Annotated in this window: 23 protein-coding genes and 1 pseudogene; 18 read left to right on the forward strand and 6 right to left on the reverse strand. The window is 65.1% G+C overall.

Annotated elements, in window-relative coordinates; translation table 11 throughout:
- Positions 1-27 precede the first annotated feature (27 nt).
- Positions 28-852 (forward strand): orotidine-5'-phosphate decarboxylase, encoded by an 825-nt coding sequence (gene pyrF / locus AB4Y31_RS00510; protein WP_368672247.1) that lies wholly within the window; start codon positions 28-30, stop codon positions 850-852.
- Between the two features lie 38 nt (positions 853-890).
- On the opposite strand, the gene AB4Y31_RS00515 is transcribed toward pyrF, so the two are convergent.
- The 3 genes from AB4Y31_RS00515 to thiL form a co-directional block, all read right to left on the reverse strand.
- The gene (locus AB4Y31_RS00515) at positions 891-1,391 is read right to left on the reverse strand and encodes a CinA family protein (RefSeq protein WP_368672248.1); all 501 of its coding nucleotides are present in this window, start codon (positions 1,389-1,391) and stop codon (positions 891-893) included.
- Between the two features lie 64 nt (positions 1,392-1,455).
- Complete coding sequence (locus AB4Y31_RS00520) at positions 1,456-1,995, reverse strand: phosphatidylglycerophosphatase A (RefSeq protein WP_368672249.1); 540 nt, start codon at positions 1,993-1,995, stop codon at positions 1,456-1,458.
- Positions 1,985-3,019 carry a thiamine-phosphate kinase gene (thiL, locus tag AB4Y31_RS00525; RefSeq protein ID WP_368672250.1) on the reverse strand — a complete coding sequence of 345 codons (1,035 nt, stop codon included), beginning with the start codon at positions 3,017-3,019 and terminating at the stop codon, positions 1,985-1,987. Before thiL ends, AB4Y31_RS00520 begins: the two co-directional genes overlap by 11 nt.
- A gap of 177 nt (positions 3,020-3,196) precedes the next feature.
- On the opposite strand from thiL, the gene AB4Y31_RS00530 reads away from it, so the two are divergent.
- From AB4Y31_RS00530 to AB4Y31_RS00550, 5 genes and pseudogenes are all read left to right on the forward strand, one after another.
- Complete coding sequence (locus tag AB4Y31_RS00530; RefSeq protein WP_368672251.1) at positions 3,197-5,494, forward strand: NADP-dependent malic enzyme; 2,298 nt, start codon at positions 3,197-3,199, stop codon at positions 5,492-5,494.
- A gap of 628 nt (positions 5,495-6,122) precedes the next feature.
- Positions 6,123-6,392: pseudogene (locus tag AB4Y31_RS00535) on the forward strand (ribonuclease); the annotation flags it as partial.
- A gap of 16 nt (positions 6,393-6,408) precedes the next feature.
- The gene (locus tag AB4Y31_RS00540; protein ID WP_368672252.1) at positions 6,409-6,969 is read left to right on the forward strand and encodes a barstar family protein; all 561 of its coding nucleotides are present in this window, start codon (positions 6,409-6,411) and stop codon (positions 6,967-6,969) included.
- Positions 6,970-7,176: 207 nt separating this feature from the next.
- Positions 7,177-7,767 carry a nucleotidyltransferase domain-containing protein gene (locus AB4Y31_RS00545; RefSeq protein WP_368672253.1) on the forward strand — a complete coding sequence of 197 codons (591 nt, stop codon included), beginning with the start codon at positions 7,177-7,179 and terminating at the stop codon, positions 7,765-7,767.
- Complete coding sequence (locus tag AB4Y31_RS00550; protein ID WP_368673476.1) at positions 7,661-8,203, forward strand: hypothetical protein; 543 nt, start codon at positions 7,661-7,663, stop codon at positions 8,201-8,203. The genes AB4Y31_RS00545 and AB4Y31_RS00550 overlap by 107 nt, the downstream gene beginning before the upstream one ends.
- 12 nt (positions 8,204-8,215) lie before the next feature.
- Here the strand turns inward: AB4Y31_RS00550 and AB4Y31_RS00555 are convergent, their stop codons facing one another.
- Positions 8,216-8,956 carry a 16S rRNA (uracil(1498)-N(3))-methyltransferase gene (locus AB4Y31_RS00555; RefSeq protein WP_368672254.1) on the reverse strand — a complete coding sequence of 247 codons (741 nt, stop codon included), beginning with the start codon at positions 8,954-8,956 and terminating at the stop codon, positions 8,216-8,218.
- A gap of 324 nt (positions 8,957-9,280) precedes the next feature.
- On the opposite strand from AB4Y31_RS00555, the gene tkt reads away from it, so the two are divergent.
- Complete coding sequence (gene tkt / locus AB4Y31_RS00560) at positions 9,281-11,314, forward strand: transketolase (RefSeq protein ID WP_368672255.1); 2,034 nt, start codon at positions 9,281-9,283, stop codon at positions 11,312-11,314.
- A 100-nt stretch (positions 11,315-11,414) separates the two neighbouring features.
- Positions 11,415-12,428: a type I glyceraldehyde-3-phosphate dehydrogenase gene (gene gap / locus AB4Y31_RS00565; protein WP_368672256.1), complete on the forward strand. Its 1,014-nt coding sequence runs from the start codon at positions 11,415-11,417 to the stop codon at positions 12,426-12,428.
- A 77-nt stretch (positions 12,429-12,505) separates the two neighbouring features.
- Here the strand turns inward: gap and fur are convergent, their stop codons facing one another.
- Complete coding sequence (fur, locus tag AB4Y31_RS00570) at positions 12,506-12,934, reverse strand: ferric iron uptake transcriptional regulator (protein WP_018439895.1); 429 nt, start codon at positions 12,932-12,934, stop codon at positions 12,506-12,508.
- 209 nt (positions 12,935-13,143) lie between these two features.
- Between fur and AB4Y31_RS00575 the strand changes: the two genes are divergently transcribed.
- From AB4Y31_RS00575 to AB4Y31_RS00615, 9 genes are all read left to right on the forward strand, one after another.
- A complete protein-coding gene (locus AB4Y31_RS00575; RefSeq protein WP_018439896.1) occupies positions 13,144-13,929 on the forward strand; it encodes an outer membrane protein assembly factor BamE in 786 nt (261 codons plus the stop codon).
- Between the two features lie 13 nt (positions 13,930-13,942).
- Positions 13,943-14,740, forward strand: a complete 798-nt coding sequence (gene dapB / locus AB4Y31_RS00580; RefSeq protein WP_368672257.1) for a 4-hydroxy-tetrahydrodipicolinate reductase — start codon at positions 13,943-13,945, stop codon at positions 14,738-14,740.
- Between the two features lie 198 nt (positions 14,741-14,938).
- Positions 14,939-15,628 (forward strand): MotA/TolQ/ExbB proton channel family protein, encoded by a 690-nt coding sequence (locus AB4Y31_RS00585; protein ID WP_368673408.1) that lies wholly within the window; start codon positions 14,939-14,941, stop codon positions 15,626-15,628.
- A gap of 20 nt (positions 15,629-15,648) precedes the next feature.
- Positions 15,649-16,086 (forward strand): biopolymer transporter ExbD, encoded by a 438-nt coding sequence (locus AB4Y31_RS00590; RefSeq protein WP_018439899.1) that lies wholly within the window; start codon positions 15,649-15,651, stop codon positions 16,084-16,086.
- Between the two features lie 156 nt (positions 16,087-16,242).
- Entirely contained in the window at positions 16,243-18,837 is a 2,595-nt protein-coding gene (gene leuS / locus AB4Y31_RS00595) for a leucine--tRNA ligase (RefSeq protein ID WP_368672258.1), read from the forward strand.
- A gap of 51 nt (positions 18,838-18,888) precedes the next feature.
- Positions 18,889-19,440, forward strand: coding sequence for an LPS assembly lipoprotein LptE (gene lptE / locus AB4Y31_RS00600; RefSeq protein WP_368672259.1), 552 nt, complete (start codon positions 18,889-18,891; stop codon positions 19,438-19,440).
- Positions 19,441-19,490: 50 nt separating this feature from the next.
- On the forward strand, positions 19,491-20,582 hold the full coding sequence (gene holA / locus AB4Y31_RS00605) for a DNA polymerase III subunit delta (RefSeq protein WP_368672260.1): 1,092 nt from the start codon (positions 19,491-19,493) through the stop codon (positions 20,580-20,582).
- 107 nt (positions 20,583-20,689) lie between these two features.
- Positions 20,690-21,976, forward strand: coding sequence for a glutamate-5-semialdehyde dehydrogenase (locus tag AB4Y31_RS00610; RefSeq protein ID WP_368672261.1), 1,287 nt, complete (start codon positions 20,690-20,692; stop codon positions 21,974-21,976).
- 21 nt (positions 21,977-21,997) lie between these two features.
- Positions 21,998-22,414 carry a CopD family protein gene (locus AB4Y31_RS00615; protein WP_368672262.1) on the forward strand — a complete coding sequence of 139 codons (417 nt, stop codon included), beginning with the start codon at positions 21,998-22,000 and terminating at the stop codon, positions 22,412-22,414.
- A gap of 21 nt (positions 22,415-22,435) precedes the next feature.
- On the opposite strand, the gene AB4Y31_RS00620 is transcribed toward AB4Y31_RS00615, so the two are convergent.
- Positions 22,436-23,278, reverse strand: a complete 843-nt coding sequence (locus tag AB4Y31_RS00620) for a MurR/RpiR family transcriptional regulator (protein WP_368672263.1) — start codon at positions 23,276-23,278, stop codon at positions 22,436-22,438.
- A 306-nt stretch (positions 23,279-23,584) separates the two neighbouring features.
- On the opposite strand from AB4Y31_RS00620, the gene edd reads away from it, so the two are divergent.
- Positions 23,585-25,450, forward strand: coding sequence for a phosphogluconate dehydratase (gene edd, locus AB4Y31_RS00625; RefSeq protein WP_018439906.1), 1,866 nt, complete (start codon positions 23,585-23,587; stop codon positions 25,448-25,450).
- Positions 25,451-25,453 lie beyond the last annotated feature (3 nt).

Raw genomic sequence — 25,453 nt, forward strand, 5'->3', positions numbered from 1 at the left:
GACCACCGCCCGACCGGGCGTTTCCTCATGTCTCCCAATCCGTCCTTCGTCCGAACGCTCGACGAAGCGTGGCGCCGCACGGGCTCGCTGCTTTGCGTCGGGCTCGATCCCGAACCGTCGCGTTTTCCGGGCGCGTTCGCGAATCGCAGCGATGCAATATTCGATTTCTGTCGGGCAATCGTCGATGCGACGGCGCCCTATGCGAGCGCCTTCAAGCCGCAGATTGCCTATTTCGCGGCTCATCGCGCCGAAGACCAGCTCGAGCAACTGATCGCTCACGTCCACGAGAAGCACCCGGGTCTGCCCGTCATCCTCGACGCGAAACGCGGCGACATCGGCAGCACGGCGGAGCAGTATGCGCGCGAGGCGTTCGAGCGTTATCGGGCCGACGCCGTGACGGTCAATCCGTACATGGGCTTCGATTCGATCGAGCCGTATCTCGCGCACGAAGGCAAGGGCGTGATCGTTCTTTGCCGTACGTCGAACGCGGGCGGCTCCGACCTGCAGTTTCTCGATGTGGGCGGAAGACCGCTCTACCAAACGGTGGCGCAGCTGGCCGCCGAAAAATGGAATGCGGCGGGTGAACTCGCGCTCGTCGTCGGCGCCACGTTCCCGAACGAAATCGAGGTGGTGCGCGGCATCGTCGGCAATATGCCGCTGCTGATTCCGGGCATCGGCGCACAAGGCGGCGACGTCGAGGCGACGGTACGCGCCGGCCGCACGAAAGACGGCTTCGGGATGATGATCAACTCGTCGCGCGCGATCCTCTATGCCGGCAAAGGCGACGACTTCGCGCAGGCGGCCGCGCGCGCCGCTCAGGAAACGCGCGACAAGATCAACCTCTACCGCTGAGCCGCGTCAGCGCAGCGTACTTTCAACGCGTTCAACGTTCAACGCTCTTGCTCGTCGAGGAAGGAGAGCAGGCCGCGCAATGCATGAGCGGCGGCCTGCGTCCGGATCTGCTTGCGATCGCCTTTGAAGACGAGCGTCTCGACCGACGTATGAAGCCGGTTGCTCCAGGCGAACGAGACCATGCCGACAGGCTTCGTTTCCGTTCCGCCGCCGGGACCGGCCACCCCCGTGATCGCGAGCGACACCTGCGCGCGGCTGTTGCGCAGCGCGCCTTCGGCCATCGCGTGCGCGACGGGTTCGCTGACGGCGCCATGCTTGTCGATGAGCTCGGCCGGCACGCCGATCATCTCCGTTTTCGCCTGATTCGAATACGTGACGAAGCCGCGCTCGAACCAGCCGCTGCTGCCCGAAATGTCGGTGATCGCCGTGGCGACCATGCCGCCGGTGCACGATTCCGCGGTGACGAGCATGAGCCGCGTATCGCGTAGCTTGTTGCCGACGCGTACGGCAAGTTGGTGGACGACTGAATCGGTGGCCATGGCTCGGATTCCGGCTTGTATTCGGTTGAAGCGGGGCGACACGCGCGTGCGTGTTCTCGTACGATCAGATCGTCATGCGCCAGAGCGCGATGACGAACAGCGTCAGAAACGCCGCGACGAGATCGTCGATCATGATGCCGAAGCCGCCTGAGAAACGCCTGTCGAAGTAGCGGACCGGAGGCGGCTTGACCATGTCGAAGAAGCGAAAGATGACGAACGCCCAAAGCTGGCCGACGAACGGCTCGGGCGTGACGAAAAGCAGAACCAGCCAAAAGGCGACGATTTCATCCCAGACGACGGCCGACGGATCGCCGATGCCGAGCTTTTTGGCGGTGAATCCGCTGAGGCCGATGCCGGCGAAAAAGCCAATCGCGATGAGCGCCGCCCATTCCGTGACAGTCAGGCGCCCCGCGAGCGCCGCGAACGAGACCCAGGCGAAGAGCGTTCCGACCGTACCCGGGGCGATCGGCGACAGACCGCTGCCGAATCCGAGCGAAACGAGATGAAACGGATGCGAGAGCATGAAGCGCGCCGTCGCGCGCCGCGGCCCTTCCGGCGGCAGTTCGGTTTGGGCGCCGTCGCTAAGCGTCGGGTCAGTCTGCATTGAAGTGATCGAATCCGTGCAACGTCAGAGAGAGCGGCGCGCCGGCCGCGTCGTGCCAGGCGATCGACGGCGCGCCGGCCGCGTCGCGCAAGGCGGTTATTGTACCGATGCGTGTGACGGCGACGCCCGCGCGCTCGCCGGCCGCCGCGATCGCACGACGTGCGTCGGGCGGCGCCGTGAAACAGAGCTCGTAGTCGTCGCCTCCCGCGAGCGCGCAACGCAATTGCGTGTCGCGCGGCAGCTTTTGGAGCGCGCTCGAGCGCGGCACGGCGTCGACGTCGACGATCGCGCTGACGCGCGAGCGCTCGAGGATATGCATGAGATCACCCGCGAGACCGTCCGAGATGTCCAGCGCGGCATGGGCAAGTCCGCGCAGCGCGAGGCCCAGCGCGACCCGCGGCTCGGGGCGCTCGAGCGCGCGGCGCAGCAACGCCGCGTCATCGGGCTGAGCCGCATTCGCTTTGCCGTCGGGCGCGCCGCGCCATTCATCGCGCAGCAGCGCGAGGCCCGCGCGCGCATCGCCGAGCGTCCCCGATACCCATAGGTCGTCGCCCGCAAGCGCACCGTCGCGGCGCAATGCGGCGCCGGCCGGCACGTCGCCGAAGACAGTCAGGCAGAGATTGAGCGGTCCGCGCGTCGTGTCGCCGCCCACGAGCTCGCAGCCGAAACGCTCGGCCAACTCGAACATGCCGTCGGCGAAGGCCGCGAGCCAGGTCTCGCGCGGCGTCTCGAGCGCAAGCGCGAGCGTGAACGCGCGCGGCTTCGCGCCCATCGCGGCCAGATCCGACAGGTTCACGGCGAGCGCCTTGTGACCAAGCGCATGCGGATCGGTATCGGGCAAAAAATGCCGGCCCTCGACGAGCATATCCGTCGACACGGCGAGAAGCTCGCCGGGCCGCGGCGCGAGGAGCGCGCAATCGTCGCCGATGCCGAGCGTCGCCGCCGGGAAAGTCTCGGTCCCGGCGTGGGCACGGGCCCGGCGCGCGAAGAAACGGTCGATAAGGGAAAACTCTGAAAGCGGCATGTTTCGGGGTGATAGTCGCAAAAACGACGACGATCGTCGCGGATCGCGGTAGCGGCCGCGAAACGGCTGGCCGGATGGCCTGGGCCGTACCAAGCCCGCGCGGACGGGCTTGGGAATGGCGCTACAATGCGTCGACCTCCTATTCTAATCGGCCCCGACGCCTGGATTTTTCTTCTCATGTCTACGAATCCCGCGAAAACCAAACTGCGCGACGCCGCGCTCGACTATCACGAGTTTCCCGCTCCCGGCAAGATCGCGATCGCGCCGACCAAGCAGATGATCAACCAGCGCGACCTGGCGCTCGCGTATTCGCCGGGCGTCGCGTTCGCGTGCGAGGAGATCGTCGAGAACCCGCTCAACGCGGCGCGCTTCACGGCGCGCAGCAATCTGGTCGGCGTCGTGACGAACGGCTCCGCCGTGCTGGGGCTCGGCAACATCGGCCCGCTCGCGTCGAAACCGGTCATGGAAGGCAAGGCCGTGCTGTTCAAGAAGTTTGCCGGCATCGACGTTTTCGACATTGAAGTCAACGAGCCGGACCCGAATAAGCTCGTCGACGTCATCGCGGCACTCGAGCCGACGTTCGGCGGGATCAATCTCGAGGACATCAAGGCGCCGGACTGCTTCATCGTCGAGCGCGAATGCCGCAAGCGGATGAAGATTCCCGTCTTCCATGACGACCAGCACGGCACCGCGATCGTGGTGGCCGCCGCGGTTTTGAACGGGCTGAAGGTCGTCGGCAAGGAGATCGGCAAGGTCAAGCTCGTCGCTTCGGGCGCCGGCGCGGCGGCGCTCGCATGCCTCGACCTGCTCGTCGATCTCGGGCTGCCGCTCGAGAACATCTTCGTGACCGACCTGGCCGGGGTGGTCTACAAGGGGCGTACGGAGCTGATGGATCCGGACAAGGAGCGGTTCGCGCGCGAGACGTCCGCGCGCACGCTCGCGGAGGTGATCGAGGGCGCGGACATTTTCCTCGGCCTGTCGGCCGGCGGCGTGTTGAAGCCCGAGATGGTCAAGCATATGGCCGACAAGCCGCTGATCCTCGCGCTCGCCAATCCGACGCCCGAAATCCTCCCGGAGGTCGCCCTCGAAGTGCGGCCCGACGCCGTGCTCGCCACGGGACGCACCGACTATCCGAATCAGGTCAACAACGTTCTCTGCTTCCCGTTCATCTTCCGCGGCGCGCTCGACGCGGGCGCGACGACGGTCACGCGCGAGATGGAAATCGCGGCCGTCAATGCGATCGCCGAGCTTGCGCGCCAGGAACAGAGCGACATCGTGGCCACGGCGTACGGGATTCAGGACCTTTCGTTCGGACCTGACTACCTGATTCCGAAGCCGTTCGATCCGCGCCTCATCGTGAAGATCGCCCCCGCCGTGGCACAAGCCGCGATGGATTCGGGCGTGGCCACGCGGCCGATCGAGGACATGGAGGCCTATAAGCAGCACCTGCAGCAGTTCGTCTACCACAGCGGCACGACGATGAAGCCGGTGTTCCAGCAGGCGCGCGCCGTGGCGCCCGAGAAAAAGCGCGTGGTCTTCGCGGAGGGCGAGGAGGAGCGCGTGCTGCGCGCCGTGCAAATCCTCGTGGACGAGAAGATCGCCACGCCGATTCTGATCGGCCGGCCCGCCGTCATCGAAAACCGGATCGAACGCTACGGATTGCGGCTTGCGGCAGGGGTCGATTTCACGATCGTCAATACGGAACATGACGAGCGCTACCGCGATTTCTGGCAGACGTACGCGCACATGATGGCCCGCAAGGGCATCAGCCAGCAGATGGCGAAGCTCGAAATGCGTCGGCGCACGACACTGATCGGATCGATGCTGCTCGAGAAGGGCGAGGCCGACGGGATGATGTGCGGCACGATCAGCACGACGCATCGGCATTTGCACTTCATCGACCAGGTGATCGGCAAGCGGCCCGGCTGCAGCGTCTATGCCGCGATGAATGCGCTCGTGCTGCCGGGGCGGCAGATCTTCCTCGTGGATACGCACGTGAACGTCGATCCGACGCCCGAGCAGTTGGCGGAAATCACGATCATGGCGGCCGAGGAAGTGCGGCGTTTCGGTATCGAGCCGAAGATCGCGCTCGTGTCGCACTCGAATTTCGGTACGAGCAACGCACCGTCGGCGCAAAAAATGCGCGACACCCTCGCGCTGCTGAAGGAGCGGGCGCCCGATCTGCAGGTCGACGGGGAGATGCACGGCGATGTTGCGCTCGATTCGAATCTGCGGCGCGAGGTGCTGCCCGAATCGACACTGGAGGGCGACGCCAATCTGCTTGTGCTGCCGAACATCGATGCCGCCAACATCGCGTACAACCTGCTCAAGACCGCGGCCGGCAACAACGTCGCAATCGGCCCGATCCTGCTCGGCGCGGCCAAGCCCGTGCACGTGCTGACGGCTTCGGCCACCGTGCGGCGAATCGTCAACATGACGGCGCTGCTCGTGGCGGACGCCAACGCTGCGCGCTAACGCAAGTACCGCACCGCCGCGAGGAGCACACGGGCTCTCGAACGGAGATCCTCGAGCGGCCGGCGGAAAAACGACGAGCAAAAAAAACGGCGTGCCCGCGATGGGCACGCCGTGGGCGATAGAGAGGATTGCCGCCCAAAAGCGTGAAACGACGACTCCCAGGTTCGGAACCGGCGACGAGGAGGCAAAAACCCGTCGCGATCGGAGCCATCACTGTTAGCTTAACGTAAACTGGATAAAAATTCCTCGAAAAAGATAAAAAGATACGCGGGATCGGTGGGACGGACTGCCGGTCCAGGCACTCGGCGCGCGTAAACCTTTCATTTTCCACACAAAGATTGCTTCCGAGGACCGTTAGAGATACCCTTACGCTTTTCGTGGTCGTTCACGTCGAGAAACGAAAGCAGGGAAATCGGGCCGATCAATGAAGAAGAGCGCGCGGGGAGGCGCGGCAGCGGCGAGAAAGCGCGGCGGAATGTTCGTCGGCTTGCTGGTGGCGGCTGTGCTCGGTGGCTTCGGGAGCTTCGTTCCGGGCGCCGTGGAGCCGTTTGGGTGGCAGGCCGCCTTCGCGCGCGAGCCGGCTCACGGTTATGGCGAGTCAGGACGGGTCGGCCCAACCGTCGCGCGGGCGCAATTGCCGGGCGAGGCGGTAGACACATTGAACTTGATCGCGTCCGGCGGGCCCTATCCCTACGCGAAGGATGGCGTGGTGTTCGGCAACTTCGAACGGCTGTTGCCGGCGCGCCCGCGCGGCTATTACCACGAATATACGGTTCCTACGCCGCGCGCCAGAAATCGCGGCGCCCGCCGCATCGTCTGTGGCGGACCGCCGAGGCGGACCGACAACTGTTTTTATTCGGACGACCACTACAACAGTTTTAAACGCATTGTTGAATGATATCGGGATGAGCGGCATGAGCGACAACATCTACGCGCACGATTCGCAAGTCGCGACGGATCTGTTCGCGGCCGGCGACGGCAATCTTTTTCAGCGCGTCATGCAAATGCGCAAGGCCGAGCGCGGCCAGGGCGCGCAACCTGAGGACGAGCCCGGACGTTCATCGAAAGAGGAGCCTATGAGCTTATTCGCGACGGTGCGGCCGAACATTGTGCAGTCGATCCGGGCGTTCCGCGTGCAGGATCTCGCCGACGAGGCGGGCCGGCTGGGCCAGCATTTCCTCTACGCCTATTGTGGCGGCGCGGCGTCGAAGCAGGAAGTGCTCGAGACGATCGCGACGTCGTTCCTGTTTCCGAAGCATTTCGGCAAGAACTACGACGCGCTTTATGACTGTCTGACCGATTTGGTGGACAAGGCGGGTGCGCAGCCGGGATTCGTCATCGTGCTTGAAGCGCTGCCGATCGCGCAGAAGTTCGACAAGGAGGGACGCGAGACGCTGCTCGACGTGTTCCGCGAAGCGGCCGAGTTCTGGGCCGAGCGCAAAGTGGCGTTCCGCGTCTTCTACTCGTTCGCCTGAGCGGGATAAACGCGAGCTGCTCCGCCGCCAGATCGGCGATAGCCACCGCTCACATCACAAGGCCTGCCGCCGCGCAGGCCTTTCTTTCGTCTGGACCCCTGTCGAACGCTTTTACCGAAAAAGGGTAACTTCATACCTGATTGAGGTACGCACAGGCTGATGATGAGTTACCATATTTAGGTAACTTTTTACCTGAAAGAGGTACGAATGCTCGCTGATTTCCTGCTTACACCGAAGCAACAGCGCATCCTTGGCCCTCTGCTATTGAACCCTGATCGCAGCTTTTCGCTATCGGAATTATTCGAGCTTGCGGAAGGGGGGCGAAGCTCGACGCAAGCATTTCTGAGAACGCTGTGCGACGCGCGCGTGATAGACGTGGAAACTGACCGTAAGCAGCGTCGGTATCGCATCAATCCGGGTCATCCGCTCTACCCGGAACTCCGGCGGATCGCGGTGAAGAGTTTCGGCGTCAAGGAGCCTCTCGAGCGTGCGCTCGCGCCAATCCGCGACAAGATCGTGCAGGCCTTTATCTTCGGCTCCATAGCCAGCGGGGCAGCAACCGCGGCAAGTGACGTCGACGTCATGGTTGTCGGCGATGTACGGACTGGGCGTGTGCAACGAGAGCTCGATGTGGCGGGTGGCGAGCTCGGGCGCGAGATTCACGTGAGCGTTTATCCGAAAGAAGAATGGGATGCGAAGCGCGCAACGGACCCTGTATTACATTCGATCGATCAAGGTCCCAAGATACCGCTCGATGTTTCCACTCCCACTCACAGACAAGCTGACGAACATGCTTAACGCAAAGTACGTTCGGCCAACAATCTTCAAAGCTAGCAATGCAGCGCAGCTCCGGCGAAACGCCGCATCGTTTCTACAGTCAGCGAAAGATGCGAAGCAGCCCCCGATCGTCCGCTACGCGCTCGCCTATGAGGCGGTCCATGCTTTAGCGATTGGCTTCCTGTACCTGCACGCGCTCGCGCCAACGGGTGGTGACGGCCATCGCATACGCGCTATCGGGACGCTTTTGGACCACGTAGGCCTTGAACTGGATATCGACGATCGAATCGAAATCGAGCACGCTGCTCGTGAGCGCAATGACAAAATATACGAGTCACCAGCGCCGCCGCCTTCGGCGAGACAAGCGATCGACCTTATCGAGAGCGTCGTGCGCGTCGAGGTGCTCGTGAAGCGCCTGGTGCCGACCTGGTACAGCCTCGAGGTCGGCAACAGCTAGCAGGCCCAGGTGCTACCAGCCACCCCAGCGCGCCGCAAGCGCGGCTAGCACCGCAATCCCGGCGGTCTCGGTGCGCAACACACGCGGGCCGAGCGAGAGTGCCGTGAAACCGCGCGCAGCGGCGGCGTCTTCCTCCTCCGGTGAAAGCCCCCCCTCCGGACCGATCAGCAGCGTCACCGCGGCGCTCGGTGCCGCAGAGGGCAGCGCAGCGAATGGGAGTTGCGCGCGCGGTGAGAGCATGAGCCGTAGCTCGCCTTCGGCAGTGGCGGCGGGTAACCCCTCCAGCCAGCGCATGAAGTCGTTCGGCGCTTCGACCGCCGGCACACGGTTGCGGCCGCACTGCTCGCACGCGGACTGAACGAGCGCTTGCCAGTGCGCCTGTCGGCGCGCGGCGCGCTCGCCGGTGAGCCGGACTACGCTTCTTGCCGTCGCGAGCGGCACGAAGCGCGCCGCGCCGAGCTCGACCGCCTTCTCGGTGAGCCAGTCCATCTTGTCCCCGCCCGCTACGCCTTGCGCGAGCGTGATTTCGTAAGGCGGCTCGACATCGACCGCCGAAAATTCGCCGACTTCGACGACGGCGCTGCGCCGGCCGACTTCGGCGAGCCGCGCGGCATATTGGCCTCCTTGGCCGTTGAAGAGCGTCAGCGTGTCGCCCGGATTGAGGCGCAGCACTTGAACATGGCGCGCCACGTCGTCGGGCAGCGTGAGAACGTCACCCGAATGGATGGCGGCATCGAGAAAGAAACGGGGCATGGCAACGGAGTCGAAAAGCTGCCGCTCGCGGTAGCGGCAGCAAGTGCAGGGCGTGACAACCCGCGATTATAGGAGCGGACCCTCCCTCGAGGGCGGCGGCCAGCGGACGTTCGGCGGCCGGAATCCCGGTGGCTATCTGTTAGAATTACACGCTTTGCAGCCCCGTCCGTTCGCTCCCCCGGCTTCTGCGTCCAGCAAGCCCGCGCGGCCGATGCCGTCCCGCCTTGGCCCTCGCGGCCCACGCCGGCGACGTCCGAAAAGCGCGCAGCCCGAGCGACGGTCCGCCTTCGGCCCCGCTTTCTCGACTCGTTCTTCCGCACCGACATGACGACCTCGTCCCCCGCTCCGACCGCCCTGATGGCGAATGCGATTCGCGCACTCGCGATGGATGCCGTGCAACAAGCGAACATAGGCCATCCCGGCATGCCGATGGGCATGGCGGAGATCGCCGTCGCGCTTTGGTCGCGGCACCTCAAGCACAATCCGGCGAATCCGCACTGGGCCGACCGCGACCGCTTCGTGCTCTCGAACGGGCACGGCTCGATGCTGCTGTATTCGCTGCTGCATCTGACCGGCTATGAGCTGCCGATGGCAGAGCTGAAGAACTTCCGCCAGCTCCATTCGAAGACGCCCGGCCACCCCGAATACGGCATCACGCCCGGCGTCGAGACGACGACCGGACCGCTCGGCCAGGGTCTTGCGAACGCGGTCGGGATGGCGCTTGCCGAAGCGCTCCTCGCGGCCGAATTCAACAAGGCCGATGCGAAGATCGTCGATCACCACACTTACGTGTTCCTCGGCGACGGCTGCCTGATGGAAGGCATCTCGCACGAGGCGTGCTCGCTCGCCGGCACATTGAAGCTGAACAAGCTCATCGCGCTTTACGACGACAACGGCATTTCGATCGACGGCCACGTCGAGCACTGGTTCCACGACGACACGCCAAAACGTTTCGAAGCCTACGGCTGGAACGTGATTCGCGCCGTGGACGGTCATGACGTCGAGGCCGTCGATGCCGCGATCCAAGCGGCCAAGCGCGCGGACCGGCCGACGCTGATCTGCTGCAAGACGGTAATCGGCAAGGGCGCACCGACGAAGGCGGGCACGCACGACGTGCACGGCGCACCGCTCGGCGCCGCCGAGGTCGCGGCCACGCGCGAGGCAATCGGCTGGAAATGGGAGCCGTTCGTCGTTCCGCAGGAAGTCTATGCGGCGTGGGATGCGAAGGAGCAGGGTGCGCGCAACGAGGCGCAGTGGAACGACGCCTTCGCGCAATACCGGGTCAAGCATCCGCAAGAGGCGGCCGAATTCGCGCGCCGCGCCGCGGGCCAACTGCCCGCCGACTGGGCCGCGAAGGCGCAGGCGATCATTGCGGGCGCGAACGAGCGCGCCGAGACGGTCGCGACGCGCAAGGCCTCGCAGCAAGCCATCGAAGGACTCGCCGCGGCGCTGCCCGAACTGCTCGGCGGCTCGGCCGACCTGACGGGCTCGAACCTCACCAACTGGAAGGCGAGCAAGCCCGTGCGCGCGGCCGAAGGCGCGGCCGCGGGCATCCAATGGGGCAACCATATCAACTATGGCGTTCGCGAATTCGGCATGAGCGCCATCATCAACGGCGTCGCGCTGCATGGCGGCTACAAGCCCTTCGGCGGCACGTTCCTGACGTTCTCCGACTACAGCCGCAACGCGCTGCGCGTTGCCGCGCTGATGAAGGCGCCTTCGATCTTTGTCTTCACGCACGATTCGATCGGACTCGGCGAGGATGGCCCGACGCACCAGCCGATCGAGCATCTCGCGAGTCTGCGCTTGATCCCGAATCTGGCGCTCTGGCGTCCGGCCGATACAGTCGAGACGGCGGTTGCGTGGACGCAGGCCGTCGAGCACCGCGGCCCGTCGTGCCTCGTCTTCAGCCGCCAGAACGTGGCGTTCACGACGCGCACGGACGCTCAGATCGCGAACGTCGCCAAAGGCGGCTATGTGCTGCGCGACTGGAACGACGAAATCGTTGCGCGCAAAATCATCCTGATCGCGACCGGCTCGGAAGTCGAGCTCGCCTTGAAGGCGATCGAGCCGCTCGCGCGAGAGGGCATCGGTGCGCGCGTCGTGTCGATGCCATCGACGACGGTCTTCGACCGTCAGGACTCCGAATATCGCGAGCGCGTGCTTCCGAAGGGCGTGCGCCGCGTAGCGATCGAGGCAGGCGTGACCGACTACTGGCGAAAGTACGTCGGGCTCGAGGGTGGCGTGGTCGGTATCGACACGTATGGTGAATCGGCCCCGGCCGGCGTGCTCTTCAAGCACTTCGGTTTCACGGTCGAGCATGTCGTCGCGCAGGCGAAGGCGGCGCTCGATTCATAAGAGGACGAGAACGGCGGAACGCCCGCAAGGCAGTCTTGAGGTGCCCGGCGGGCTTTCGAACATCGAAGGTATTTTTCAGCCCAAGATCAGGAGAAACAGCATGACGATTCGCGTTGCAATCAACGGTTATGGCCGGATCGGCCGCAACACGCTGCGCGCGTTCTACGAGAGCGGCAAAAAGCACGATCTCGAGATCGTCGCGATCAACGACCTCGGCGATGCGAACACCAACGCGCATCTGACCAAGTACGACACGGCGCACGGCCCGTTTCCGGGGCAAGTGTCGGTGGAGGGCGAGTTCCTCGTCGTGAACGGCGACAAGATCCGCGTACTCGCACATCGCAATCCGGCCGAGCTGCCGTGGCGTGAGCTCAACGTCGACGTGGTGATGGAGTGCACGGGTCTCTTCACGTCGAAGGAAAAGGCAGGCGCTCACCTCGCGGCCGGCGCGAAGAAGGTGCTGATTTCGGCGCCGGGCGGCAAGGATGTCGACGCGACGATCGTCTACGGCGTGAACCACACGACGCTGAAAGCCGACCATACGGTCATCTCGAACGCGTCGTGCACGACGAACTGCCTCGCGCCGCTCGTCAAGCCGCTCAACGACAAAATCGGCCTCGAGTCGGGCCTGATGACGACGATCCACTCGTACACGAACGACCAGGTGCTGACCGACGTCTACCATTCGGATTTGCGCCGCGCGCGCTCGGCCACGCATAGCCAGATTCCGACGAAGACCGGCGCGGCCTCGGCGATCGGCCTCGTGCTGCCGGACCTCGCAGGCAAGCTCGACGGCTACGCGATCCGCGTCCCGACGATCAACGTGTCGATCGTCGACCTCTCGTTCATCGCCAAGCGCGATACGACCGTCGACGAGATCAACTCGATCATGAAGGACGCGTCGGAGGGTGGAGCGTTGAAGGGCATTCTGGCCTACAACGACGCGCCGCTCGTTTCGATCGACTTCAACCACAATCCCGCTTCGTCGACGTTCGATGCAACGCTCACGAAGGTGTCGGGCCGTCTCGTCAAGGTGTCGAGCTGGTACGACAACGAGTGGGGTTTCTCGAACCGCATGCTCGATACGGCCATCGCGCTCGGGACCGCGAAGTAAGCGGGAGAGTCGCCGCGCCGGCCAGAAAGTCCATCGACGCTGGCCGGCGTCGGGTATCGGAGCGGAACGCTGCCCGTTCAGTGCTTGCGGTGCGGGCAGTTTTCTTTCGTGCAGGCGCCGTAGAGCGCGAGCGCGTGTTCCTGGAGCTTGAAGCCGCGCGCTTCGGCGATCGAGTGCTGGCGCGATTCGATCTCTGGGTCGAAGAACTCCTCGACGCGTCCGCAGTCGATGCAGACGAGGTGATCGTGATGCTTCCCTTCGTTGAGCTCGAAGACGGCCTTGCCTGACTCGAAGTTGCTGCGCGAGAGCAGTCCCGCCTGCTCGAATTGCGTGAGCACGCGATAGACGGTGGCGAGCCCGATGTCGAGTTGCTCTTGCAGCAGGTTTCGGTAAACGTCTTCCGCGGTCAGATGACGCACGGCGCTGCGCTGGAAGATCTCGAGGATCTTAAGGCGCGGTAGAGTCGCCTTGAGCCCTATATTTTTCAGATCCGTGGGATTGGTCATGGGTCGGCGTCCCTAGAGTACAATGCAGGGCTCCAATGGTAATGGTTTTTTGCTTTTCCGGTCACACTTCAGTATGCGCCGGGCCGCCCCAGGCATACTGAGCACCCCCTCGGGGAAAGACGCTCAAGATGCAAACGGAGGCCCGCACGGTGGGTGAAATGAGTCGAAATTTTGTTTTGAAGATATATCGGGGGAGCAGAACGAACAGCATGGCGCGCGGCGCTTTCGCCGTGATGGCGGCAATTGCCGTTCTCGCCGGGTGTTCGACCTACGATAGCCTCACGCAGCGCGTCGCGCAAAGCATCACGCCTTATCGGATCACGGTCGTTCAGGGCAACTTCGTTTCGAAAGAAGCCGCCGCGAAGCTTCGTGTCGGCATGACGCGCGCGGAGGTGAAGACCGCGCTCGGCACGCCGCTCTTGACCGATATGTTCCACGCCGATCGCTGGGACTATCTGTTCTATTTCAAGCGCGGCTCGACCTCGGTCGTGCAGCAGCGCGATTTCATCGTCCACTTCGCGGATGACCGCGTCGCAAGCTGGGAGGGCGGCGACGATTTGCCGTCCGAACTCGAGCTGCTCGCCGACATCGACGGCGACAAGCGCGGCAAGAAGGCGAAAACGGTCGCGGCGATCGCGAGCCCGGCCAGTGCGGCAGCACCGGCCGCGTCGGCGGCGAGCGCGTCCGCGGCGGCCGAAGCCTCGGCACCCACGGCGGCTTCGGGCGCCGGCGCCGATCCGAACGCTCAAGCCGCGCAGGCGGCCAACCGTGCCGTCAACCAGGTGCAGTCGCCCACCGGCGGAACGCCTTCCGTGCGCTCGGGCAATCCCTCGCCGGGCGGGCCCGGCGGCGCGACGCCGCAGTTCCAGTTTCATCGCCAGCCGCAGCCGGCTTCGCCCGATCAAAGTCAGCCGGTCGGGCCGGCCGGCACGGAAAGCAGCAACGGGTCGGGCAGCGGCGCGCGCTCGGGTTCGTCGTCCGCCAGTTCTTCGTGAGGACAGCGTGCCGATGAAAATCGCCATAGCGGGCGCATCGGGCCGAATGGGCCGGATGCTGATCGAAGCGGTGCTGAACGATCCGGACGCGACGCTTACCGGCGCGCTCGATCGCCCCGATGCTCAGACGATAGGCGAGGACGCGGGCGCGTTTCTCGGCAAGAAAACCGGCGTCGCGCTCACGGGCGACATCGACGGCGTGCTCGCCGCCTCCAATTGCCTGATCGACTTCACGCGTCCCGAGGGCACGATGGCGCACGTCGAGGCGGCGCTGCGGCACGGCGTCAAACTCGTGATCGGCACGACGGGCTTCGATGCGAGCCAAAAGCAGGCGCTCGCGCGCGCCGGCGAGAAAATCGGCATCGTCTTCGCGGCCAATATGAGCATCGGCGTCAACGTCACATTGAAGCTGCTCGAATTCGCCGCACCTTACTTCGCCCAAGGGTACGACATCGAGATCATCGAGGCGCATCACCGCCATAAAGTCGATGCGCCTTCGGGCACCGCGCTGATGATGGGCGAGGCCGTCGCAGGCGCACTCGGGCGTAAGCTCGACGATTGCGCCGTCTATGGTCGCCACGGCATCACGGGCGAGCGCGATCCGTCGACGATCGGCTTCTCGGCGATCCGGGGCGGCGACATCGTCGGCGATCACACGGTCCTCTTCGCCGGTGCCGGCGAGCGCATCGAGATCACGCACAAATCGGCGAGCCGCGTCTCCTATGCACAAGGAGCGCTGCGCGCGGCCCACTTTCTCGCCGGGCGCGATGCGGGCTTCTACGACATGCAGGACGTGCTCGGGCTGCGCTGACGCGCCGACAGCCCCTGAGGCGGGCGATTTTCCCGATTTCGTCGATTTCCCGGCTTTGTCACGCGGCGGGCGCGGCTCGTGCGCTACACTCGGGCGAACGAGGACGCACGGCGGCGTCACGGCGCGCAGCCGAAAAGCCGACGACGTCCTGTCCCGAGACAACGCATTTTCAGTTCGGATCGAATCGTGAACACCGGCATGCTTCACTACCTGGAATCCGGTGACGCCGTGACGCACGGCGTGGCTTACCTGCTGCTGGCGATGTCGGTGGCCAGCTGGTGCTTCCTGATCGCGAAATGCTGGATGCTCGTCCGAGCGAAGCACCAGGGGCCGCGCGCCATGACGCTGTTCTGGCAGGCGCCGACGCTTCCGGAGGCCGTGCTCGCGATTCGCGGCGCCGATAAAGAGCGCGTGTTCGCACCGCTGGCGGAAGCGGCGCTCGAAGCAGGACAGGCGTACTCGCCCAATGCGATGCTCGCGCGCGTCGAGCTTTCGGAGCGCGTCACGCGGGCGCTGCGCCAGGCGCTGACCGCATCACGGCGGCGGCTCGAGTTCGGCCATGTCCTGCTTGCTTCGATCGGCAGCACCGCGCCGTTCGTCGGCCTGCTCGGCACAGTCTGGGGCATCTACCACGCACTGACGAGCATTGCCGCGAGCGGGCAGGCCGTCATCGAGAACGTGGCGGGGCCCGTCGGCGAGGCGCTCATCATGACGGCGTTCGGCCTCGTCGTCGCCATTCCCGCCGTGCTCGGCTACAACATCCTCGGCCGCTTGCAGCGGCAACTGTCCGAAGATTTGGACGGCTTCGCCCGCGATCTGCACGCTTATGTCTGCGCGCCCGGCAAAGAGGCGACCCATCGGCCGCGCGACGCGCAACTGCAGGCGTAGCAAAGAGGAAGGAGACGAGGATGGCATTCGGCGGATTCGACGGGCATCATGAAGCCGCGCCGATGGCGGACATCAACATGACGCCGCTCATCGACGTCATGCTCGTGCTGCTCGTCATCTTCATCATCACCGCGCCGTTGCTCACGCACGCGATCCGCCTCGATCTGCCGAAGGTTTCGTCGGCGCCGGCGCGGCAGACGCCGCAGACGATCACGCTTTCGATCGACGATGCGGGCAAGCTCTACTGGAACGGCAAACCGTCTTCGCTCGAGGCCGTGCGCGCGGCGCTGGCCGCGGCGGGCAAAGCGCCGCAGCCTCCCGAGATCCATTTGCGCGCGGCGCGCGCCACGCGTTACGACATCATCGCCCAGGTCATGGGCGCGGCTCAGCAGGCCGGCCTCGAACGGATCGGCTTCGTGACCGAGCCGCCTCCACCGCAAAGCCCGGCAGCGCGTTGACGTCTGCTCCGACGGTATAATCGACCCTTTCCCTTCGCGAGAGGGGACGCGCTTTCCAACGCCGTGATCTTCACGCGGGCCTCCTGTCCCGCGCGCGAGCAAGCCGAAGCGGCCGACGAGACGAAGCGCCACGAGATACCAGCCCAAACCACGCCCATGCAAGAAAGATACTTACCCGCCGATATCGAAGCCGCTGCCCAGGCAGATTGGCGCGCATCCAACGCTTACCGGAGCGAGGAGATTCCGGCCAAGCCGAAGTTCTACTGCGTGTCGATGCTGCCGTATCCGTCGGGCAAGCTGCACATGGGGCACGTGCGCAACTACACGATCAACGACGTGATGTACCGCTATCTGCGGATGAACGGCTACAACGTGCTGATGCCGATGGGCTGGGACGCGTTCGGCATGCCGGCCGAGAACGCGGCGATGGCGAACGGCGTGCCGCCGGCGAAGTGGACCTACGACAACATCGCCTACATGAAGGGGCAGATGCAGTCGATGGGGCTGGCGATCGACTGGTCGCGCGAGGTCGCGACCTGCAAGCCCGACTACTACAAGTGGAATCAGTGGCTCTTTCTGAAGATGCTCGAGAAGGGCATCGTCTACAAAAAGACCGGTACGGTGAACTGGGACCCTGTCGACCAGACCGTGCTCGCGAACGAGCAGGTGATCGACGGGCGGGGCTGGCGTTCCGGCGCGGCCGTCGAGAAGCGCGAGATTCCGATGTACTACATGCGGATCACCGACTATGCCGACGAGCTGCTGAACGACCTCGACGGCCTCGGCTGGCCCGAGCGCGTGAAGGTGATGCAGCAGAACTGGATCGGCAAGAGCTATGGCGTGAACTTCGGCTTTCCGTACGAGCTCGACGGCGAGAAGAAGCTGCTTCGCGTCTTCACGACGCGCGCCGACACGGTCATGGGCGTGACGTTCTGCGCCATCGCGGCCGAGCATCCGCTCGCGGCGCGCCTCGTTCAGGACAAGCCCGAGCTGCAGGCGTTCATCGACGAATGCCGGCACGGCGGAGTGGCCGAGGCCGATATCGCCACCATGGAAAAGAAAGGCGTGCCGACCGGCTTTTTCGTCACGCATCCGCTCACTCGCGAGCGCGTGGAGGTCTGGATCGGCAACTACGTCCTGATGAGCTACGGCGAAGGCGCGGTCATGGGCGTGCCCGCGCACGATGAGCGCGATTTCGCGTTCGCGAAGAAGTACGGTCTGCCGATCAAGCAGGTCATCGCGAAAGCCGGCTTCAACTATTCGACCGATGCCTGGCAGGAGTGGTACGCCGATAAGGAGGGCGTCGTCTGCATCGACAGCGGCAAGTACGACGGCCTGTCGCATCAGGACGCCGTCGACGCGATCGCGTCGGACTTGAACGCGCTCGGTCTCGGCGACAAGCGCGTGACGTGGCGCCTGCGCGACTGGGGTATCTCGCGCCAGCGCTACTGGGGCACGCCGATCCCCATCATCCACTGCCCCTCGTGCGGCGACGTGCCCGTGCCCGAGGAGGACCTGCCCGTCGTCCTGCCCGAAGATCTCGTGCCGGACGGCACCGGCAATCCGCTCGCCAAGTCCGAAGCGTTCCTCAATTGCGCGTGCCCGACATGCGGTGCGCAGGCGAAACGCGAAACGGACACGATGGATACGTTTGTCGATTCGGCCTGGTACTTCTCGCGCTACGCATGTCCCGATGCGCCGACGATGGTCGATGCGCGCACCGATTACTGGATGCCGATGGATCAATACATCGGCGGCATCGAGCACGCGATCCTGCACCTGCTGTACTCGCGGTTCTGGGCTAAGGTGATGCGCGACATGGGCCTCGTTTCGTTCGGCGAGCCGGCGAAAAACCTGCTCACGCAGGGCATGGTGCTCAACGAAACGTTCTATCGCGAAGACGCGTCGAGCAAGAAGACCTGGTACAACCCAGCCGACGTCACGGTCTCGCACGACGAGAAAGGGCGCCCGATCGGCGCGACCCTGAATTCGGACGGTCAGCCGGTGCAGCTCGGCGGCATCGAGAAGATGTCGAAGTCGAAGAACAACGGCGTCGATCCGCAGCTGCTCATCGATCAATACGGCGCCGATACGGCGCGTCTTTTCACGATGTTCGCGTCGCCGCCCGAGCAACAGCTCGAATGGTCGGGCGCGGGTGTCGAAGGCGCGAGCCGTTTCTTGCGGCGCCTGTGGTCCTTCGCCTATGCCAATCGTCCGACCTTGACCGCACGCGGCGCGCTCGATGCCGGCTCGCTCGCCGAGGCCGACAAGACGTTGCGACGCGAGATCCACGGCGTGCTCAAGCAAGCCGATTTCGACTATCAGCGCCTGCAGTACAACACGGTCGTTTCGGCGGCGATGAAAATGCTCAACGCGCTCGAAGCCGCGAAGAACGGCCACGCGCCGGTGCTGCGCGAATGCTATGGCATCTTGCTGCGTGTGCTCTACCCGGTCGTGCCGCACGTCACGCATGCGCTATGGGGCTCGCTCGGCTACGCCGACGAGTTCGGCCCGCTGCTCGATGCGCCGTGGCCGAAGGTCGACGAAAAAGCGCTCGAGCAGGCCGAGATCGAGCTCGTGCTGCAGGTGAACGGCAAAGTTCGCGGCGCACTGACGATTGCGAAGGACGCGCCGCGCGAGGCCATCGAAAGCGCGGCGCTTGCGCACGAGATGTTCGCGCGTTTCGGCGAAGGCAAGCCGGCGAAAAAGATCGTCGTGGTGCCGGGCCGGCTCGTGAACATCGTCGTCTGACGGGGGGCTCGGGATGAGGCCTCGCAGCGATAGAACAGGGGAACCTACAACGTGATTCGCCGATCGTTTCTTGCCCTCGCTTGCGGCGCGACGATGCTGAGCGCGTGCGGCTTTCAACTGCGCGGACAGCAGGACTACGCGTTCAAGCGCCTCGCGATCGTCGGCGCGCCGGCACCGGTCGCCGCGCGTCTCGCACGCATGGTGCAAGGCGGCAGCGATACGGTGATCGTCAAGTCGACGGCCGATGCTGACGCGATCCTGAGCGTTGGCGAGGGTCGCGGCCAGTCGATATTGACGCTGAGCTCGCTCGGCATCGCGGAAGAGTATCAACTCAACTACTCGCTCAGCTATACGCTGACCGGCGTCGACGGCACCGTCCTGATCCCGCCGAGCGTCATTGCGCTCAACCGCGCGATGACCTACAGCACCCAGTACACGCTCGCCAAGTCGCAGGAATCGGAGCTGCTCTACGCGGACATGCAAAACGACGCCGTCGATCAGCTCACTCGGCGTCTCGCGGCCGTCCACTCGCTGCATCCGGGACCGGGCCAGCAAGTGCCGGGTGTGGCGCCGCGCGCGCCGCTGCCGCCGCCGCCGCTCTGACGGCCGCTGCCGCATCCGCCTTCATCCGCCGGCACTCGTATCGGATTCGCATGCAACTGCGACTCGACGCGCTCGAAGCGCATCTCACCAAGGGGCTCGGAAGCCTCTACGTCGTCTATGGCGACGAGCATCTGCTCGTTCAGGAAGCCTGCGACCGTATCCGCGCTGCGGCGCGCGCGGCCGGCTTCACGGAACGTTCCGTGTTCACGGTCGAGCGCAGCTTCGACTGGAGCGCGCTGATCGGCGCGAGCCAATCGATGTCGCTCTTCGGCGAGCGGCAGCTGATCGAGCTGCGGATCCCGTCGGGCAAGCCGGGCAAGGAGGGCGCCGATGCGCTGAAGGCGCTGGCGTCGGCCGGCAACCCCGATCTGCTGACGCTCGTCACGCTGCCGCGCCTCGATGCGGCGACGCAGAAAGCCGCATGGTTCACCGCGCTTACCGATGCCGGCGTGGCGTTGCGCATCGATCCCGTCGAGCGCGCGCAACTGCCGAACTGGGTGGCGCAGCGGCTCGCCCAACAAGGGCAGCGCGTCGCGGCGGGCGAGGAAGGGCGGCGCGCGCTGCAATTCATCGCGGAGCGCGTCGAGGGCAATTTGCTCGCGGCGCACCAGGAAATCCAGAAGCTCGGGCTGCTCTATCCGGCCGGCACGCTGACGTTCGACGCGGTGCACGACGCCGTACTCAACGTCGCGCGCTACGACGTGTTCAAGCTCAACGAGGCGATGCTCGCGGGCGACGTCGCCCGGCTCGCGCGAATGATCGACGGATTGAAGGGCGAAGGCGAGGCGGCCGTCCTCGTGCTCTGGGCGTTGTCCGAAGAGGTGCGCACGCTGCTCAGGATCAAGCGCGGGGTCGCGGCAGGCAAGCCGCTCGCCGTGCTATTGCGTGAAAACCGCGTCTGGGGCCCGCGCGAGCGGCTCGTCGGGCCGGCGCTGGCGCGCTTGACCGAAGCTCGGCTCGAAGAGGGACTGGCGCTCGCCGCCGCCCTCGACAGGCAGGTCAAGGGGCTCACAGGCAGCGTGCCGGGCGCACGCCGCCGCGAGCCGTTGCCCCCCGATCCATGGGATGGCCTCTTCGAGCTCGCGGCGCTCGTGGCGGCGCCGGAAAAGCGCCGAGGCGCCGATTCGCGGGCTGCGACCTGAGCACGCCGCCCCACGCGCGATTGGGCGGGTTCCGCTTACAATCGGTGAATCCCCGTTTGCAGGCATGGCGCTTCGACGTCGGCGCGCCATTCGCTATGAGAATGATTATGAACATCGACGACTACATGAGCGGCGTCGGCCGCAGGGCCCGCCAGGCTTCCCGCGCGATGGCACGTGCCACGACCGCGGCGAAGAACGACGCCCTCGAATCGATCGCGCGCGCGATCGAACGCGAGGCCGCCGCGCTGAAAGAAGCCAATGCGCGGGACCTGGCCAGTGCGCGCGAAAAAGGACTCGACGCGGCGTTCGTCGACCGCCTCACGCTTTCTGACAAGGCGCTATCGACGATGGTGGAGGGGCTGCGCCAAGTGGCGGCGTTGCCCGATCCGATCGGTGAGATCGACGGTCTCAAGTACCGCCCGAGCGGCATTCAGGTGGGACGCATGCGTGTGCCGCTCGGCGTGGTCGGGATCATCTACGAGTCGCGCCCGAACGTCACGATCGACGCGGCCGCGCTTTGCCTGAAGTCGGGCAACGCGACGATCCTGCGCGGCGGCTCCGAGGCGCTCGCGTCGAATACGGCGCTCGCGGCGCTGATAGGTGAGGGGCTCGCGGCGGCCGGCTTGCCGCGCGATGCCGTGCAGGTCGTCGAGACGGCCGATCGGGCTGCCGTCGGCAAGCTGATCACGATGACCGAGTATGTCGACGTGATCGTGCCGCGCGGCGGCAAGAGCCTCATCGCACGGCTGATCGAGGAAGCGCGCGTGCCGATGATCAAGCATCTCGATGGCATTTGCCACGTCTATGTCGACGACCGCGCCGACGTGGCGAAGGCGCTCGCCGTCTGCGACAACGCGAAGACGCAGCGCTACGGCACCTGCAACACGATGGAGACGCTGCTCGTGGGGCGCGGCATCGCGCGTGCCGTTCTGCCGCCGCTAGCGCGCCTCTATCGCGACAAAGGCGTCGAGCTGCGCGTCGATGCGGCGTCGCGTGCAGTGCTCGAGACGGCGTGCGGCGCAGACACGCCCGCGCTCGCGCTCGTCGATGCGACGGAAGAGGACTGGCGCACCGAATATCTGGCGCCCATCCTGTCCATTAAGGTCGTCGACGGCATCGATGCCGCGATCGAGCACATCAACACATACGGCTCGGCCCATACCGATGCAATCGTCACTGAGGATCATGATCGCGCGATGCGGTTTTTGCGCGAGGTCGATTCGGCGAGCGTGATGGTGAATGCGTCGACGCGCTTCGCGGACGGTTTCGAATACGGGCTCGGCGCCGAGATCGGCATTTCGAACGACAAGCTGCACGCGCGCGGCCCGGTCGGGCTCGAGGGCCTCACGTCGCTGAAGTACGTCGTGCTGGGGCACGGCGAGGGGCGCCAGTAACAAGTTTCGAACAAATCGCCGATGCTCTGGATCAAGACGTTTCATATCGTCCTCGTGGCCGCCTGGTTCGCCGGGCTTTTCTATCTTCCGCGCATCTTCGTCAATCTCGCGATGGAAACCGAGCCGGCGGCCGTGAAGCGTCTGCTCGTGATGGCGCGCAAGCTGTTTCGTTTCATGACCTTCATCGCCGTGCCGGCGCTCGCGTGCGGGCTCTGGCTCTGGCTCGTGATCGGCATCGGCGCGGGGCAGGGCTGGATCCACGCGAAGGTGGGCGTCGTCGTGCTGCTCGTCCTCTATCACTTCTACTGCGGGCGTCTGCTCACCACGTTCGAACGCGGCGAAAACCGCCGCTCGCACCGCTGGTATCGGTTATTCAACGAACTGCCCGTGCTCGGCCTGCTCGCCGCGGTGGCGCTCGTCGTCTTGAAGCCGTTCTGAGCGCGACGTTCCGCGCGCGTCCTATCCGTTCCCGTCGATGCGGCGACGCGTGATTGTCGCCTTCGCGCGCCCGAGCTTGTCGGCAAGCTCGGGTCCGCGCCGCAGCGCGACGCCGACGGCGAGAATGTCCCCGATCGCAAGATGCGACATGCGCGAGGTCATCGGCGAAAACACATCGGTTTCCTCGGTCACATTCGCGATGAGGCTCACCGTCGCGATCTGCGCGAGCGGAGAGTTGCCGTGCGTGATCGCGACGACCTTCGCGCCGCAATCGAGCGCCGATTGCGCTGCATCGACGATATCGCGCGTGCGCCCCGTGTTCGAGATCGCCACGACGACATCGCCCGCGGAAAGCAGCGCGGCCGACATCGAGTACGTGTGCGGATCCGCGTAGGCGACGCTGGGAATGCCGAGGCGGAAGAACTTGTGCTGAATGTCCTGCGCGGCGATGCCCGAGCCGCCGGCGCCATAGAACTCGATGCGCGAGGCCTCGGCAAGCAGATCGATCGCCTTCGCGATGCTCGCCGCCGACAAGCTGTTGCGCACCTCGATCAGGGCCCCGATGGTCCGATCGAATACTTTGGCCACGACGCCCGGTGCCGGCTCGTCCGGTCGCACGTCGCGATAGACGGACGGCACGCCCTGCGCGATGCTTTGGGCGAGCCGGATCTTGAATTCGCGGAATCCCCCGCAGCCGAGCGCGTGGCAGAAGCGCGCGATCGTCGGTTGGCTGACGCCGACGCGCTCGGCCAGCTCCGTCATGGCGAGATCCAGTACCTCGCGCGGGGTATCGAGGATGTAGTCGGCGAGTTTGCGTTCGGACGGGCGCAGCTGCGCGCGCATCGTTTCGATTCGGGCAAGCATGGTGAGGGGCACGCGTCGTGCGCAATGATCGATCGTCGAAACAGTATCGCTGCTCGCGTGTAGAAAATCTACACAATTTTGCTACGCCCTGTTTTAGCTAGGCGCTTAAACCGTACAGAGCAGGAAGGCGGGTTCATGGGCATTGGGTGTGCTGCCCATTGCTGTGATGTAGTTTTTCTACTAAACTTCGTGCGCTCAGTAGGCCTTGCTGTTCTGTCCGGTGGCTACCGCCACCGCGTCGTTGCGATCGAAAGCGAGCCAAGATAGAGGTGCTCGCCGTTTTTCAAAGCAAAGGAGCGTTCCCCCATGGCTTCGCTGCATCCCACGCTGATCGAAGTGACCGAGCGCATCATCGCGCGCAGCAAGCCGACGCGCTCGGCGTATCTCGCGCGCATCGACGCGGCCCAGGGACAGTTCCCGGCGCGCGGCACGCTTTCGTGCGCGAACCTTGCGCACGGCTTCGCCGGGCTCGAAGGCAACGACAAGCTCGCCATCAAGGCCATGCGCGTGCCGAACGTCGGAATCGTCTCGTCCTACAACGAGATGCTCTCCGCGCACGCGCCCTATAAGGACTTCCCGGACATCATCAAGCTCGCCGCGCGCGAGGCCGGCGGCGTCGCGCAGTTCGCGGGCGGCGTGCCGGCCATGTGCGACGGCATCACGCAGGGCAATCCGGGCATGGAGCTGTCGCTCTTCTCGCGCGAAGTCATCGCGATGGCGACGGCGGTCGCCCTGACCCACAACATGTTCGACGCCGCGCTCTGCCTCGGCATCTGCGACAAGATCGTGCCAGGTCTTCTGATCGGCGCGCTGCAGTTCGGTCATCTGCCGACGATCTTCGTGCCGGCCGGACCGATGACGAGCGGTCTGTCGAACGACGACAAGGCGAAGATCCGCCAGCAGTTCGCGACGGGGCAAGTCGGCCGCGATGCTTTGCTCGAAGCGGAATCGGCCGCCTACCATGGGCATGGGACGTGCACGTTCTACGGCACCGCGAACAGCAACCAGATGCTGATGGAAGTGATGGGGCTGCATTTGCCCGGGGCCGCGTTCGTGCATCCTCACACGCCGCTGCGCGATGCGTTGACGGCCGAAGCCGCGCGGCGCGTGCTCGATCTCACCGTCGAGCGCGGCAATTACACGCCGATCGGCCACGTCATCGACGAAAAGGCGATTGCGAACGGCATTGTCGCGCTGCTCGCCACGGGCGGCTCGACGAACCATACGCTGCATCTTGTCGCGATTGCACGCGCGGCGGGCATCGTCATCGACTGGGACGACTTCGACAAGCTTTCGGCGGTCGTTCCGCTGCTCGCGAAGATCTACCCGAACGGCAAGGCGGACGTGAATCATTACCATGCGGCGGGCGGCATGGCGTTCCTCGTCCGCAACCTGCTGGAGGGCGGCCTGCTTCACGAAGACGTGAAGACGGTGGCCGGCAACGGCTTGTCGCGCTATACGCAGGAGCCGCGTCTCGTGGACGGCGCGCTGACATGGGTGCAAGGCGTCGACGTGAGCGGCGATACCAAAGTCCTGCGGCCGATCGGCGACCCGTTTCAGCCCGACGGCGGCTTGCGACTCATGCAAGGCAAGCTCGGTCGAGGCGTCATCAAGATTTCGGCCGTCGCGCGCGAGCATCGCGCGGTGCGTGCCCCGGCCATCGTCTTCGATTCGCAAGAAGCGGTGCAGGAAGCGTTCGACAACGGAGAGCTCAAGCGCGATTTCGTCGCCGTGGTCCGCTTCCAAGGCGCCCGAGCCAACGGCATGCCGGAGCTGCATCGTCTCACGCCGCTGCTCGGCGTGCTGCAGGATCAAGGGTTCAGGGTCGCGCTCGTCACCGACGGGCGCATGTCCGGCGCGTCAGGCAAGGTGCCGGCCGTCATTCACGTGTCGCCGGAGGTGATACAGGGCGGCCCCCTCGGCAAGCTGCGCACGGGCGACACGGTCGTCATCGATGCCGAGCGCGGCGTGCTCGACGTCGAAATCGACGCAGCAACATGGGCCGCGCGCGAAGTCGAAGCACCGAAGCATCAGGCCGAGAACGAGGTCGGCTTCGGGCGCGAGTTGTTCGGCGTCTTCCGCGCCGCTGCGATGCCGGCGGAGATGGGCGCCTCGGTGTTCGGGCCGCTCGTTGGCGAGACGGTCGAACCAAGCGTTCACGCGACGCGCTAAACA

Origin of the sequence: Trinickia sp. EG282A, assembly GCF_040965455.1 — a bacterium.
Classification (GTDB): domain Bacteria; phylum Pseudomonadota; class Gammaproteobacteria; order Burkholderiales; family Burkholderiaceae; genus Trinickia; species Trinickia symbiotica.